Here is a 14,997-nt window from a genome sequence, read left to right as displayed (position 1 = left end):
TCCGACCGAAGGGAACACCACCATGATCCTGATGCTCTCGGTCCGCCTCGCCGGAACCATTCACTCCTACCTCGACGCCTACGCGCCAACCAACCGGATCGTGCGCCACCTCAGAACTTCCCCGCAGAAGGGGATCGCTGTGTTCGTCTCGCTGGCGCTTACTTCTGCCTACGGATTGGCTGGTGCCGGCCTGACCTCAGCCGTCCAATCCGGCGGACCAGGCTGGATAAACATCATCGTCCTGCTGCTCGCGTGGAACACGATCAAGTTCGCCTGCCTAGCGCTCGCGTCGACACTCTCGTGGTTTCTCGCTGGACTCCGGAGATGTGCATCGACGATGCACACGCGTGTGCTCAAGCCCCATCAATGATGTCGAGCGCAGGCAGGTTGTCGACGGTCTTGTTCGTTTCGATGCTGACCGTCACGATCCGCGCCAGGAGGTCAAGGATGTAGCGGGGGTCGCCGACTTCACGGCTCCAGTCGTTGGGATCGTTGACGATTCCGGATGCCTTGTCTGTCTTGATGTAGTAGCGGTCGATGATCCACTCGATGGCAGACCGTGACCCGAGCATGTACCGGTATGCGTCCTCGGGGATGCCGGAAAGAGTGATCCGGTCGTTGTAGTGGATCGTGCTGCGATCCTTCCTCTTTCCCGCAGCCTTCTGCTCCGCCGTTGGTCTGCCGAACCGCATCTTCTTGTCGCCCACCGCGAAGAATGCGTAGGGATCTCCGCTTGGTTCAACGTCGAGACCGTCCAGCGGGTACGGCTCCACGGTCTCGTAGTTCAAGTGCAGGTCGGACAACTCACGACCCGCATCGGCGAAGACACGGAAGTCCCGCACCAACGGGATACGAGGCAACATCTTCTTCAGGTCAGCCGCGTACGTATCCCGGTACTCCGGAGAGTGCAGCAGGCCGTAGACGTAGAAGAACACGTCGTCCTTGGTGACGGTCTCTGACTGGTACGCAGCGGAGAAGCGCTTCAGCGCCTCGTCCGTGATGTTGTCGATGCGCCGGTAGCCGTCCACCACCTCGCCGGAGCTGCCGAGGTCGAGCATTCCTGGCTCGTTGATCCGCTCATATCGGTATCGAGGCAGCATGTGGCTAGGATTACCCGCGCCCGGAATCACGATGTCAGGCAACCAACGCGTGGCGAGTGCCGTGAACGGTGCCCCAGCGCCAGGCGCAGAAACAGAAATCAACATATTGCGATGAATCTCTGTCGGCATCAAAGCAGAAAGCCGGGCTGGTCGTTCAATCAGATTGGAATCGAAATAGACCTTCTGGCGAAAGAACGGCCGGTATAGGGCGTCTCGCATTTCAGACGCCTCATATTTCAGTGGATGACCACGACTAACCAAAGTCTGAAGTGATCCACTCCATGCGATCTGGGTCTTGTCATTAGTTCGATCGGCCCCCGCGACAACCTCGTTGAAGGTCGCGAGCGTCCTCTCTACGGTGGACTGAACGCTGGCCCGCGAAGAGTTGTAGACCCATGCGTCACGGCCAGTTGTAAGGCCACGGCTTTGCGTATCAAAAATTCGTTGAGGATCCTCGCCAACCGCCGGAATGAATGTCGGGAAATCTTCTCGCCGCTGACCTAACCAGTCGCCGTATTCGTTGGGAACAATAGTTATCGACGGTAATGCGATTATGTCTTCTGAACTTGCCACCTTGGCGAGCTTCTCTTCTCGGGTCAGGTAGTCGCCGATATCGGTGTAGTGGATCGTGGCCGGGCCGGGCCGGCCCGGATTCTTGACCATAAGTGTGATCGCGACTGTGGCGCGACTGCCGCCGCCGAACACTTTGCCTCCTTCCTTGCGTGACTGCTCGCCGGCAGTGCGCTGGTTGCCGCGGAGGTTATAGACGTAGATGGTGGTGAACTCGTCCGCGAGAGCCTTCCGCATGCCGTCGGCACTGTTGGCGTCGAGAAACCCACCGTTTGTCACGTAAGCAACGACGCCTTGGTTCTTGATCCGAAGCGAGGCCCACTTGATCGCGCGGATGTAGGAGTCATAAAGCTTCCAAGTCGACTGCGCGGAGGACTGTGCAGCGTACGTCGTCCGAATCTGATCGTCGAGCGCGGGATACGACTCGTTCGCATTATCGTCATTGGTGCTGTCCTGGCCGACGGAGTACGGAGGGTTGCCCAGTACCACCCGGATGTCGAGTGACTTGAGCTTCTCTAGCCGTTTGTTGTTCTCTGGGAACACGTCGAGGTCGGGTCGGTCGTCGGGTTCCCAACTCTGGAAGGTGTCGGTCAGGATGAGTCCGGGGAAGGGTTTGTCGCGCGTCAAGATTCTTGGCGGGACCGTTATGTAGGTCCTGAAGGAGAATCAGAACATGGGAAGACCCCCGCAGATCCCGGTGGAGAAGAAGACCCGGATCGTGCTCAGTGTGATTGCCGGCGAGATGAGCATCGCGGATGCTGCTCGTCGCGAGAAGGTCAGTGAGCAGTCGATTGGCCGGTGGAAGGCTGAGTTCCTCGAGGCCGGCAAGACCGCGCTCGCGGCGGGCCGCAATGGCCCGACCAGCCGTGAGGAGCAGCTCGAGGCTGAGGTCGCTGAGCTGACCCAGGCTCTTGGTGAGGCTGCGGTCGAGCTGAGGGTGTGGAAGAAGTCCGCGGAGGGCAGGTTGGGCCCTTCGAGGACCTCGAGGTGATCCGCGTCGAGGCGGGCATGTCGACCGCGAGGTTCTGCCGGATGGTCGACATGCCCGAGCGGACGTGGCGACGCTGGCAGGCCAAGACGAGGGCCGGTGGACGGCCCAAGGGGCCGTGGCCCCGGCCGGCACGCGATGCCGTCCGTGAGCGGGTCTTGGCGCATGCGTCTGCGCATCCGGCGTGGGGGCATCGCAAGATCTGGGCGATGGTCCGCCACGACGGCCACCGGGTGTCTGAGGCGACCGTGTTGCGGATCCTTCGTGACGAAGGGCTGATCCTGCCCGACCACTATCAGCGAGAACGCCGCAAGCTGGCCGAGCGCAGGAAGGCTGCGTTCGCCAAGGAGCCGACCGGACCGAACCAGGTCTGGCAGCTGGACTTCAGTGAGTTCGAGACCACCACCGGCGGCACGTGGCGCCTCGCGGGTTGCCGGGACTACTGGTCCAAATATGAGCACCGGTTCCATGTGTCGCCGACGGCGAACCAGTTCGACGCGATCGACGCGGTCGAGCTCGCGTTGGCCGACTACGAGCAGTTGTTCGGTCACACGCTCGCGGACTTGTGCGAGGTCGACGTCGAGACCGGCGAGCTGCTGCCGGTCGTGACGATCGTGACCGACAACGGTGGCCCGTTCCGGTCATTCAGGTTCGAAGCGTTCATCGCCGCTCATCCCGAACTGCATCACGTCCGCACGCGCGTGAAGTCACCTGGCCAGAACGGGTCACGCGAACGCGGATTCGGCACGCTGAAGTACGAGCGGCTCTTCATCGACGAGATCGACGACGCAGTCATGCTGGCCACGCACGCCGAGGACTACCGGATCGAGTACAACACGATCAGGCCCCACGAAGCGATCGCCTGGAACCGGCCGCTCGACGTCCACCGCGGCATCGCTGACCCGACGATCCCGACATTTCAAACCAAGGAAACCCTGCCAACTCCTTGACGCGGGACAGGTTCCTCCTGGCCGGTGAGTTCGGCGTAGGTGGTTTCGATGTTGACGCAGGCGATGTAGTAGGCGAGTAGCAGGATCTCGTTGCCGTGGATCTCGTCGGCGTACTTGCGTGCGAGATCGTGGGGTTCGATGAGCCCTGATTGCAGGAGTCGAACGAGGAATGTGCCCGTACCGGTGAAGCCGTCGAGGATGTGCACGCCTTCGTCGGTGAGGCCTTGTCCGAACTCCTGTCGTAGGACTGCGTCGGCGGAGCGGAGGATGAAGTCGACGATCTCGATCGGGGTGTAGACGATGCCGAGCTTGTCGACGGTTTTCTTGAACGCGACGGCGAAGAACTTGTCGTAGAGCTCGACGAGGATTCGTTGTTTGCCTTCTGCGTTGTCGACTCCTTCGACCCGTCGGCGGACTGAGGCATAGAACGTTTCGAGGGTTTCGTTCTCTGCGTCGAGGTTGTGCTCGTCCAGGGAGGCGAGCATCAGTTCCATGGTCTTGGCGACGGGATTGTGCGCTGCGAAGTCGTAGCCGTCGAACAGTGCCTCGAAGATCGGGCGGGTGACGAGGTGCTGGGCCAGCATGTCGATGGCTTCGTCGCGGGTGATGTTGTCGTTGAGGTTGCCGCGCAGACCAGCCAGGAAGACCTCGAACTCTTTGGCGGGGTTGCTGGTCTCGTCAGCGAGAAGTCCGTTGATGCGCGCGACGTGGGCGGCGGCGATGTCGGCAACGTCGCGAGCCCAGGATTCCCAGTAGCGGCGTTCGCCGACCTTCTGCACAATCCGCGCATACATGGCATCGCGGAAAGCGTCGGTCGGGAAGTCGAACGCGATCTGCCCAGCCCACTTCTTCGCCTCGGTCTCGTCAGCGGGATGATCAGACGGCAGCCCGTCACCGTCGCGTGGTCCGGTGATCGGGATGATGTCGAGCCGGTCGTCGGGGCGCTTCTTGTTCAGCTCGATCTTGTTCACGAGTGCGTGGAACCGGTCGTCGTGGGATCGCAGCGCCTGCAGAACCTGCCACACGACCTTGTACCGTTCGTTGTCACGCAGGGCATCCTCCGGCGCGATCCCGGATGGAACGACCACCGGCAGGATGATGTAGCCGAGCTCTTTGCCGGGGGACTTGCGCATCACGCGCCCGACGGACTGGACGACATCGACCTGGGAACCTCGGGGCGTGAGGAACAGCACCGCGTCGAGTGCGGGGACATCGACCCCTTCGGACAGGCAGCGCGCGTTGGTCAGGATCCGGCACACATTCGGTGGAGTGGCGTCCTTCAACCATGCGAGGCGGCTGTTGCGGTCGTGGATGCCCATCGTGCCGTCGACATGTTGGGCCTCGATCCGCAGCCGATTGCGTGCCGTGTCGTCCTCGGGGATGTCGAGCAGAGCACGGTCCACCATCGTCGGAAATGCCGTGGAGGCCAGTTGGGACGCTTTGATGTTCTGTGCGAACGCGACAGCGGTCCGCATCGGGGCACTGGGAGCCTGGTCATGGCCGAAGTTCTTCGACAGGCCGTTCCAACAGCCGATGAGTTTGGCTGCCTCGTCGAGTTTGATCTCGCCGGACTCAGCCATCGCGTTCTGGAAGTTCTCCGCAACGTATGCCTCGTCGACTGCGAGGACGAGCACCTTGTAGTCAGTCAGCAGGTCCGCCTCGACCGCTTCACCGAATCCGAGCCGGTGGAGTTCTGGCCCATAGGTGTCTTCGTCGCTCATGTCCGCCAGGACCGCGTCGGCATCCTTCGCCTTGGCTTTGACCTCATCACCGAACACCCGCGGGGTCGCGGTCATGTAGAGCCGCTTGCTCGCGCGAACCAGATCGTTGTCGTGGACCTTCACGAACGCCGACTCATCCTGCCCGGCCAAGGTGACACCAGTGGTGCGGTGCGCTTCATCGCAGATGATCAGGTCGAACGGCTCCAGACCGTGCTGCTGAGCTTCGATCACAACCGGTAGCGACTGATACGTCGAGAAGACGACCGTCATCCGCTCCTTGGCATACTTGCCGACCCTCATCCGTTCCAAGAGTTTGGTCGGGTCGGTGGTGGCCGGCTCGGTCAGGTCGATCGTCGAGATGTCAGCCAGATCATCAGAGACAGCCTTACGGCCCACCCTCACGTCCGAACACACCGCGAAAGGACGGATGTCCACCTCCGCGTTCGCCATCCACTCCCGCAGACTCTGGCTCAGCAACTGGATGGACGGCACTAGGAACAGCACACGCCCACCAGCACCGACCTGCTCCTCGGCGATCCGCAGCGATGTGAACGTCTTGCCTGTCCCGCAGGCCATGATGAGCTTGCCGCGGTCATGCGTCTTGAGGCCCTCGCGGACATCGTTCAAAGCTGCCGCTTGGTGCGGACGGAGGTTCTTCTTCCCAGTTGGGACGACGACCTCGGGGGTCTCCCAGCGGTACTGGCTCCAGTCGATGCTTGCGCCGTCGAGCCACGAGATGTCGACGCGTTGGACGACCCCCTGGACTTCCTTCTCGACGTTGTTGGTCCACCCGGCCGAGGTGTCGAACACGTAGCGGGTGGTGAACTGGAAGTCAGGCCGCATCGTGGCAGCCAGGAACGAGTCGATGTCACCCTTGGCGACCTTGCTGCCAGCGTCATAGAACTTCGCTTGGATCGCAGCGAACCCATCCCTGTCCCGATGCTGCGCCACCAGGTCGATCCCGATGTCGGGCACGTTGCCGCGGCCATCCCACTCCGACCACAGCCACACGTCGGAGAACTTCGAGGCCCACTCAGGATCGGTCTTCAGGTAGGCCTTGATGAGCCGCTCGAACCGATCGCCCTTGTCGCGCTCGTCCAGCGCGGTCGCACGCAGATCACCGAGCAACTCATTGATGGTCACAGTCACACGGCCAATCTTGCCAAGTGAGGCAGGTCGAGGTGAACGGAACCACACTGGACGTTCAGGTCGGTACGTGATGCTCCTTCTCTCCACGACCGAAGCCGTGGCGTCACGCCGAGCCACTTACACGAAAATTCCTTAGGTCGCTGACTGGAGGGCGCAGGCTCTGCACCCCTGCAGGAAGACGTCCCCGAAGGGGACATCGGGAAAGATGAAGCACTCGAAGAGGGGATGCCGCACAGCATGGAGGAGTCTCCCTCGCGGAAGGCGTGCGACACGATCGCCGGAGTCCTCGGCGGCCCGTCGTTCTGCTCCTCGCTGGCGACCATCAACACATCACGACCGTAACGACAGGCCGCCCGGGTGTCAGGCAATCGGCAACGCCTGCGGATAACCGGCACCGCTGGGGCGGAATCTGCAGGTCCGTCGCTATCGTCTTTACCTCCGTCTCAGTTCTAGGCCGCCCCGCGCTGGAGAAACCCGTTGACCACCGTTGCCCAACACATCGCCGCGACCGACGCCGCCATCTGCACGAACATCGCCACGCTCACGACCCAGCGAGACCTCCTGTCCCAGAACGTATTGAGCCAGCTGCGGAACCTGGTCGAGGGGGTGGCCGTCCGGCTCCACACACGGAGCGGTGATGCTGAGCATGACTACGCGGCCATTGAGGCGGGGCTCGCATGGGTGAGGGCCAACGGCCGGCTCAACTTCGTCACGAAGTTCCACAACCTGCTCCAGCCCTCGGCTTCCCACTACACCTTCGACGGCGACACGTCGGAGCGTCTGATGCTCCGCTACTACGAGTACATGCTCCGGCTTCGTACGTTGCTTCAGGAGCAGGCGGGCATCGGCATCCTTGCCAACCTCGAGGCGTTTCCTCTGGACCAAGACCCGGCTCTAGAGGAGTACCACGAGAAGATCGCTGCCCAGATCGACAAGCCCGGGAGGGCCACGTCCGACCGCCGCGACCGCTTCTACATCCACAAGACGCGGCCGTTCGTGACCGGCGGGAAGGTCTACTACGAGGTCACCTTCTACAAGGCCGTCAATCGCGTGAGTAAGGCCGACCGCATCATCGGCTTCACCGACATCGACATCGCGGATAACTACTCCGCGAACCTCGGCCTGCAAGCGGCCACCATCGAGGTCTTCGGCCAGAAGATGCCAGTCACGCTCATCCGTAACTGGGAGGTGTCCATTCGGCCCTGCGAGCTGGAACACTTCGCCAGCATCGTTGGCCAGGACGTCACGCGGATCCGCACCGACTCCTCCGAGTACAAGTTCGTCATGGGAGGCCTGACAGCGGGCTCAACGCTCCTCGACCTCATCGACGCCTCTCCGGAGCGCTACAAGGACCTCAAGGCGCGGGGGACGGCCAGTACGCGCAACCCGCAGATCTTGCCTGCCATTGACGAGGCGCGGCGCATCATCCGTGCCAAGAAGCCGGGGCACAACATCCTCCGTTACCTGCTGCTTCGTATGCGCAATGACGTCCTCAAGGCGCAGTACTCCTGGCAACCCAACGGGCGCCTGTCGAACCTCCACCTCGACTACGGCTGCATTCCCTTTGACGACATGCCCTTCTGCACCTTCCCGCGCCATCACACCCCGCGCTTCTGGGACCTCATGACGAGCCTGGACGCCACGGATCGAACCCATGAACTGCTGGCCCGGCGCGTTCAGCGCAACGTGGAGGACCGCGGCGTGCTGTACACGCCTGCGGCTGAACTGGAAGACCTCGGGGACGTGAGTGCACTCATCGCCACCTACAACGGCGCGCTGTACTACCGGCATCATCCCGAGAGGGATCTGGTGCTAGACAAGGGCCACGTCTTTATCCAGGGCTATGAGGACGACACCTACGACATCGTGACGAAGTTGCAAGAGCACGCGGCTGAGGGCGTCAGCGGGTACACGGCCGCGGTAGAGCAATGGCTCGCAACCTCGGGCTATGTGGTTGACGATCCCGCGAAGCGACAGGCGCTGACCACGCTCTTTGCCCAGTCCCGCGTAGCCCTCATCTATGGCGCGGCGGGTACCGGCAAGACGCGGATGGTTGACCACATCGCCAACTACTACTCCGACAAGTCGAAGCTCTTCCTCGCGAACACACACCCGGCTGTCGAGAACCTACGCCGGCGCGTCTCCGCCCCAGACGACGCCTTCAGGACCGTGGCTAGCCACATCCGCATGGGCGGCGATTACGACCTGCTGGTCATCGACGAGTGCTCCACGGTGAGCAACTCTGACCTCTTGAAGATCTTGGAGACCACAACGTTCAAGGTGCTTGTCCTGGTGGGAGACGTCTTCCAGATCGAGGCCATCCGCTTCGGCAACTGGTTCAACGTCATCCGGTCCTACATCGCGCCAGCCTCGATCTTCGAACTGACGACTCCGTATCGCACAAGCAGCGCGGCACTCGTGGACCTCTGGACGAAGGTTCGCAACATCGATGAGGACATCACGGAGGCCATCGCCCGCAACGGCTACTCGACGGTGCTCGATGCCAGCCTCTTTGAGAACCACTCAGCGGACGACATCATCCTGGCTCTCAACTACGACGGGCTTTATGGCATCAATAACATCAACCGCTTCCTCCAGGCGAGCAACCCGGCTCCTGCGGTCCCGTGGGGCCCGGCCACCTACAAGGCGGGGGACCCGGTGCTCTTCGCCGACACAAACCGCTTCAAGCCGCTCATCTACAACAACCTCAAGGGCAGCATCCTCGCCATCGAGCTTCACGACGGGAGCATCCAGTTCGACGTGAAGCTCGACCGGCCAGTCGATGAACTCGACGTGGAGGGCTACTTCGACCTCCAGTGGGTCGCGGACTCCACGGTCCGCTTCTCCGTCTACGACATCGACATCAGCGACGAGGACGACGACACGGACACCACGACGGTGCCCTTCCAGGTTGCCTATGCCGTTGGCATCCACAAGGCTCAGGGTCTCGAATACGACACGGTGAAGGTCGTCATTACGAGCGCCAACGAAGACGACATCACCCACAACATCTTTTACACCGCCATCACTCGGGCCCGGAGGCACCTGCGCATCTACTGGTCGCCCGAGACCCAGCAGGCGGTGATCAGCCGTCTCCACACGGTGGACACGAAGAAGGACGTAGCGCTCCTGTCGGCTCGTAGGGGCCTCAAGCCACTCCTGCGGAAGTGAGGACTGTGGGCGTCGCAAGCGCCTGAGAGCATGCCGGAGCGTTGAGTCTCACTGCATCCTGAGCGCACCCGGTACGGCCGTGCACCCACCACGGCTGGCACTGACGCCTCGCGGCATCCTGTACGTCTTTCGGGTGGAACCTTTCGGTGCTGCAACACCGCACGGCTCACTGCCTTCCTCGACTGGCTCGAAGCCCTGAGCGGCGTGAAAGTGATACACATAGTGATACACGTGTGGATCAGGCGCACCGCATCTGACCTGCAAAAACGCACTCGCTGGTTCCGCTCACACATGATCAACTTCTGATCCGGTGCGGCGTCGAGAATCTCCGCCACGCGACGGGACGCCCTGTCCTAGTCGACCAGTCGGAGGTGATCGTTCCGGGTTCGGCCCGCGGTGCTCGGCGTGCCGGCAACCGCGGTTGGGGTGAGACCGAGCATGTATGCCTGTACCTCGGCAGCCTCTAGGCCAAGGTCGGCAGCAATGGAGTGTGCCCCGAGGCCGTGGGCTCGGAGCTGCTGCATGGCCTTGGTGAGGAGTTGGGAAGATTCATGCGGGATTCCGCCCGGCTCGCCGCGGCGGTATCCCATGCGGGAGAGGTCAACGCAGACGGTGCGGTAGGACCATTCGGTCATCAGACCGAGTTCGTTCGCCCGATGCGCCATTGCCATAGCCGCCACATTCCAACGCTTCTTGGCCTGCAGAATCCGTTGGACGTGGGCGTTGCGGAGTCCTTGGGCGAGGACGCCGGCTTTCGGCATCAGGAAGGCTGCTGCAAACTGGTTGGCTTCGGCTTCGGCCTCGGGCCCGTTCGGCGCTCTGTCTTCGCAGTGGAGGACGAGGTGGCCGAGTTCGTGGGCGGCGTTGAACCGGTGGCGCTCGCCTGACTTTTCCCGGCTGAGAAAGACGAACGGCTGGCCATGCCAATTCAGGGAGTACGCGTCGAGATCCTTGGTGTCGTCGGTCAGCGAGAAGACTCGTACGCCGTGGGCCTCCAACAGGTGGACCAGATTGCCTAGGGGCTGCTCACCCAGACCCCAACGTGCACGCACCTCCTGCGCTGCCAACTCGGGATCGTGTCCATTGAGGGTTGGCACATCAGGACCGGGAAGGTCGAAACGATCCTCGAGCCAGTCGTTGATGAGGATCGCGATGCGGCCGGAGTTGAGCCCGCGATCACGGGTGCGTGCGGTCATCTTGCTCAAAGCGCGGAAGCTAACGGCCTCGACAGGAATCTCGTCGAGGTCGTCACCCGTGAGGAACTTCTCGGTGACCCCGAGCGCGTCGGCAAGTGTGGTCAGGGTCTGAGAGGTGGGATCTTGGTGTTGGTTCTCGTACGTAGACAGGCTGGCGCGGCTCAGCCCCGTCTCCTGGGAGAGCTTAGTCAGCGTCCAGCCGCGGCGCTTGCGCGCCGCGGCTAGGCGAGTGGGGTTCAGCATTGAGAGTGTCGCCTTCGATCCGGACGGACAGTTGACAGGCGTCAGCGCATCGCGACGTCCACGGAGTAGGCATCGACATCCCCGGCCGGCGGCTCCTCGACCGTGCTCGCGGTAGGCTCCGGGTCCTCGCGGGGGACCCGCGGAAGCAGGATGCGCTCCTCCCAATCGGTGATCATCCCGCCCTCGATACGAGTCGGCAGCGACAACTCGGCGTAGATGTACTCGGGAGTGACTCGCTGCAGCAGGAACCAGATGTTCTCCAACTCGGCCGGGTCAATGGCGGGCTCGGTGAACGCCTCACCGAGGTCAAGAGTGCCCTGCTCGGCGTTCTTCTGGACCGCAAGAGCGGTTAGTTCGCCCTTTGGATACTTCGTGCACGGCACCCTGCCCGGGATCTCCACACCCGTGACATCGTCACCCGAGCTCGTCACGACAGAAAACGCGTGGCTGGGATGGATCGTGCGGCAGAAGTTCTTGTAGTTGTCGACGTCCCAGCCCAGAGGGACGAGCTCCTCGCGGAGGAACCGCACCGTCTTGAGGTAGCGGATGGTGCCTTCGGCCGTAGGCGGCTCCAGCCCGGTCGTGTGCTTGGCCTCCGCGTCCGCGCGCAGGAGAGCACGAAGCACTTGGTCGGTCGTCAGGCCGAGCGTATGCAATCGGTACTCGGCGGCACGTTCGATGGCGAGGTTGCTCATCTCATCTCCTACGGATCCGGGAACTTGACGAAATAGTACCTCATGCGAGGTCGAAAAACGTCAAACGATCGGGCGTGTTCGTATCGGCCAGTTGGATTGATTAGAGCCCCGGGCTGCCGACGTCCTGGGCGAGCCATGGAGTTGGCAACCCTCGTCAGCTGCGCCGCTACCGCGCCTGGCTGACTGCCCGAGCCGCACGAAATCGACATGGAGTTTGGACCTCGACAAGACCGCCGCCAACAAGGCGCTCGTGACCGACTGGGTCACCAAGGTGCTCATCGGCGCGGACTACTCCATCCTGACCGACTACGTCTCGACCGAGTCCTACGCCCAACACAACCCCGAAGCAGCCGACGGACTCGACGGCTTCGGGGCCGCCGCCGGTGCTTGGGCCGAAGCAGGCAAGCCGCTGGTCTACAGCACGGCACACCAGATCATCGCCGACGGCAACTTCGTCTTCACCCGTGCAGAAGGCACCTTCGGCGTCCCCGCGATCTACAACGACCTGTGGCGCGTGGCCGACGGCAAGATCGTCGAACACTGGGACGTCGTCACACCCATCCCCGAAGACCTGCCCCACACCAACGGCGTCTTCTGACGACGAGTCCAGTCGCCTTCGGGTTGGCAGGGGCTGGTCCATCTGGTCAAGTCTGGAAGTCGCCTGCGTTGACAACCGCTGGGACGGATTCAATCTGGTACCGAAAACGGTCCAGATTGGATCCGTTCTAGTCCGTCCCAACCGGGTATCCTGTGACTGGAAGCGAGGGCGAATCCCTCACCGCACCGTGCGAATCGGTAGCTTCCGGTCCTTGACCGCGGTAGCCGCGACGCCCCTGACGGCGCCCAGAGGTCGCAGGTTCAAATCCTGCCCCCGCTACAAAGTTCAGGCTCGGAATCTACGGATTCCGAGCCTGAAAGCATTTGAGGACCTGAACCAGGTGCCACTTACGGTGCATTTAGCTGATACGGCGAAGTTCTCTTCGGTGAGTCCTGGTGACCGGGGTGTGGTACGCCGGCTGGATCGACGCTGGTCCAGGCCCGCGGGCAGGGGAGAACGGCCCGCGTCGCTGCCCGCCCCGTACAACCTCTGGATGAACCTCACCTCCACTGGACACGACGACCACCTTGACCTGCACGATGGGCTGAGCGTGGAGGTGGCCGTCCGCATCGCGGAGGCCCTCCAGGCGTCCCACGCCGACTACACCCGAGCCGTCTATGACTATGCCTGGAGCCGCTGTGAGCGCTGGTGCACCGCCCGCGACGTCGACGCGCTGCCCGCGCAGCCGCCACTGATCTGCGCCCACCTCACCGAAAGCGCTGCAGCCGGCCTCTCCGTCGGCAGCATCGACCTGGCGTGCAGCGCTCTCTCCTGCCGTCACTACCGCAGCGGACACCCCGACCCGATCCTCGACGAAGGCGTCCGCCAAGTACGCCGCGGGCTGCGCCGCCTCGTCGGTGCCGCACCCCAACGTCAAGCCCGCCCCTTCGGCACCGACGGCATCCGCCAGATCGTCGAGCACATCGACCGCACCAGACCGGTCGGGATCCGCGACACCGCGATCATCCTGCTTGGCTTAGCCTCCGCGATGCGACGTTCTGAGATCGTGGCCCTCGCCCTGGCCGACGTCGAGTTCCAGCCCGGGGGGAGTGGTCCTCACCGTTCATCGTTCCAAGACCGACCAGTACGACGACGGACAGACGATCGCTGTCGCTCACGGCGATCACCGTCCTGCTCCGCCGCCACGCCAAAGCCGCCGGCTACGCCACGGACCGGATCGCCGCCCAGACCAGACACAAACGACTCTCCACCCTCGTTGAGGGCTACATCCGACCTGCTCAAGCACTGGAGTACACCTCCAGTCGAGACCTGGGACTGTAAGTGAGAGTTGAGCGTACGTATCCGATCAGATACGTTGGTGACATGGGGTCTGGGAACCTGCTCGAAGAGGCCCGCGAAGCCGCGGGTCTCTCGCAGGCTGCCTTGGCGCTTCGGGCCGGAACTTCTCGGCCCACGCTCTCGGCGTACGAGCACGAGCGGAAGTCGCCTACTCTCGCGACAGCGGCCCGGATCGTCGTCGCCGCCGGTTTCGATCTCAGCATCACCCCACGCATCGAATTCCGAGAAGTGGCGATCGACCGGGGACGCTCTATCCAGGTGCCCAACGTGCTGCCCAGGCTGCCCATCGATCGAGCGCTCGCCACGGTGGAGCTTCCACTGCACTTGAACTGGTCCGACCGAGGCCGCCGCTACAACTTGCGGGATCGCCGCCAACGCGCCCGCGTGTATGAGATCACCCTGCGCGAAGGTGGACCAGCAGATGTTCTCGCGTACATTGACGGAGCTCTGCTGGTCGACCTGTGGGACGAGCTCGTGCTACCCACCACGGTCCACGCGGCATGGCAGCCCGTCGTCACCGGCGAGAACGCGGGACAGGTCGCCTGATGGAACGTCCCGAACAACTCAGCAACCTGCAGGTCGACCTCGCTGCGATCTTCTTCTTACTCGACGAAACCGCCGACTACCTCGTCGCCGGTGGCGCCGCACTCCTCGCCTCCGACCTCATCACCCGCCCCACTGAAGACCTTGACCTGTTCGCCGCCAGCCCCACGACCTCAGTGACACAGGCCAAAGACGCCTTCACACAAGCCCTCCACACGCGGGACTATGGCGTCGTCATCGTCCAAGACGGGCCGACGTTCTGCCGGATGATCATCACCCGGACGGGGGAGGAAACCCTGGTTGACCTCGCCATTGACTCTCCACCCCACGAGCAGCCGACCATCACCATCCTCGGGCCCACCCTGGCTCCCCTCGAACTCGCTGGCAGGAAACTGCTCGCGCTCTTCAGCCGCGCGGAGGCCCGCGACTTCGCCGACGTCTACCTGCTCGCGCAACGCTTCAGCAAAGAGCTCCTGATCGAACAGGCACAAGCACTGGACGCGGGCTTCGACCGCAAGGTGCTCGCACAGATGATCCGGACCCTCGACCGCTTCGACGACCACGAGATCCCCGTCGCGGCGGACCAACTCCCAGAGCTTCGGCGGTTCTTCGCCGAGTGGGCCAGCGAACTCGCGTAGTCCGGTCAGGGCCAGTGAGTCATATCACCCAGCTTGACGCGGGGTGACTTCGGTCCCGAAGTGGCTCGATTCAGAACTGCTGGCAGGGTCGGTGGTTTACTCCTGCAGGGAGTTGATCTGCGGATGACGATCTGGA

The 14,997-nt window shown here is 62.8% G+C and carries 12 protein-coding genes; 8 read left to right on the top strand and 4 right to left on the bottom strand.

The genetic code is table 11. The features are described from left to right. Positions 1-22 precede the first annotated feature (22 nt). Entirely contained in the window at positions 23-370 is a 348-nt protein-coding gene (locus DNK54_RS19060) for a hypothetical protein (RefSeq protein ID WP_110208596.1), read from the top strand. On the opposite strand, the gene DNK54_RS21185 is transcribed toward DNK54_RS19060, so the two are convergent. Then, positions 354-2,297, bottom strand: a complete 1,944-nt coding sequence (locus tag DNK54_RS21185) for a type ISP restriction/modification enzyme (protein ID WP_204164701.1) — start codon at positions 2,295-2,297, stop codon at positions 354-356. The two genes, DNK54_RS19060 and DNK54_RS21185, sit on opposite strands and share 17 nt — an antisense overlap. Before the next feature lie 46 nt (positions 2,298-2,343). Here DNK54_RS21185 and DNK54_RS19050 point away from each other — a divergent pair, with 46 nt between their 5' ends. Together DNK54_RS19050 and DNK54_RS19045 are read left to right on the top strand one after the other, a co-directional pair. Further along, positions 2,344-2,661 carry a transposase gene (locus DNK54_RS19050; protein WP_110208594.1) on the top strand — a complete coding sequence of 106 codons (318 nt, stop codon included), beginning with the start codon at positions 2,344-2,346 and terminating at the stop codon, positions 2,659-2,661. Further along, positions 2,658-3,608, top strand: a complete 951-nt coding sequence (locus tag DNK54_RS19045) for an integrase core domain-containing protein (RefSeq protein WP_110208593.1) — start codon at positions 2,658-2,660, stop codon at positions 3,606-3,608. The genes DNK54_RS19050 and DNK54_RS19045 overlap by 4 nt, the downstream gene beginning before the upstream one ends. On the opposite strand, the gene DNK54_RS19040 is transcribed toward DNK54_RS19045, so the two are convergent. Continuing rightward, positions 3,578-6,478 carry a restriction endonuclease gene (locus tag DNK54_RS19040; protein WP_110208592.1) on the bottom strand — a complete coding sequence of 967 codons (2,901 nt, stop codon included), beginning with the start codon at positions 6,476-6,478 and terminating at the stop codon, positions 3,578-3,580. The two genes, DNK54_RS19045 and DNK54_RS19040, sit on opposite strands and share 31 nt — an antisense overlap. 477 nt (positions 6,479-6,955) lie before the next feature. Here DNK54_RS19040 and DNK54_RS19035 point away from each other — a divergent pair, with 477 nt between their 5' ends. After that, positions 6,956-9,649, top strand: coding sequence for an ATP-dependent DNA helicase (locus tag DNK54_RS19035; RefSeq protein ID WP_110208591.1), 2,694 nt, complete (start codon positions 6,956-6,958; stop codon positions 9,647-9,649). Between the two features lie 353 nt (positions 9,650-10,002). Here the strand turns inward: DNK54_RS19035 and DNK54_RS19030 are convergent, their stop codons facing one another. Together DNK54_RS19030 and DNK54_RS19025 are read right to left on the bottom strand one after the other, a co-directional pair. Further along, the gene (locus DNK54_RS19030) at positions 10,003-11,088 is read right to left on the bottom strand and encodes a helix-turn-helix domain-containing protein (protein WP_110208590.1); all 1,086 of its coding nucleotides are present in this window, start codon (positions 11,086-11,088) and stop codon (positions 10,003-10,005) included. 41 nt (positions 11,089-11,129) lie between these two features. Then, entirely contained in the window at positions 11,130-11,783 is a 654-nt protein-coding gene (locus tag DNK54_RS19025) for a hypothetical protein (protein WP_110208589.1), read from the bottom strand. A 214-nt stretch (positions 11,784-11,997) separates the two neighbouring features. Here DNK54_RS19025 and DNK54_RS19020 point away from each other — a divergent pair, with 214 nt between their 5' ends. The 4 genes from DNK54_RS19020 to DNK54_RS19005 all read left to right on the top strand — a co-directional run bounded on the left by DNK54_RS19020 (position 11,998) and on the right by DNK54_RS19005 (position 14,861). Then, positions 11,998-12,381, top strand: coding sequence for a nuclear transport factor 2 family protein (locus DNK54_RS19020; RefSeq protein ID WP_204164700.1), 384 nt, complete (start codon positions 11,998-12,000; stop codon positions 12,379-12,381). Positions 12,382-12,874: 493 nt separating this feature from the next. Further along, positions 12,875-13,666, top strand: coding sequence for a hypothetical protein (locus DNK54_RS21180; RefSeq protein WP_162602557.1), 792 nt, complete (start codon positions 12,875-12,877; stop codon positions 13,664-13,666). A 38-nt stretch (positions 13,667-13,704) separates the two neighbouring features. Next, positions 13,705-14,226, top strand: a complete 522-nt coding sequence (locus tag DNK54_RS19010) for a helix-turn-helix transcriptional regulator (protein WP_110208586.1) — start codon at positions 13,705-13,707, stop codon at positions 14,224-14,226. Continuing rightward, positions 14,181-14,861, top strand: coding sequence for a nucleotidyl transferase AbiEii/AbiGii toxin family protein (locus tag DNK54_RS19005; protein WP_110208585.1), 681 nt, complete (start codon positions 14,181-14,183; stop codon positions 14,859-14,861). Before DNK54_RS19010 ends, DNK54_RS19005 begins: the two co-directional genes overlap by 46 nt. Positions 14,862-14,997 lie beyond the last annotated feature (136 nt).

Origin of the sequence: Nocardioides daejeonensis (assembly GCF_003194585.1) — a bacterium.
GTDB lineage: Bacteria > Actinomycetota > Actinomycetes > Propionibacteriales > Nocardioidaceae > Nocardioides > Nocardioides daejeonensis.
Note: the sequence above shows the minus strand (reverse complement) of the source record. Positions and strands in the feature narration are given on the sequence as shown.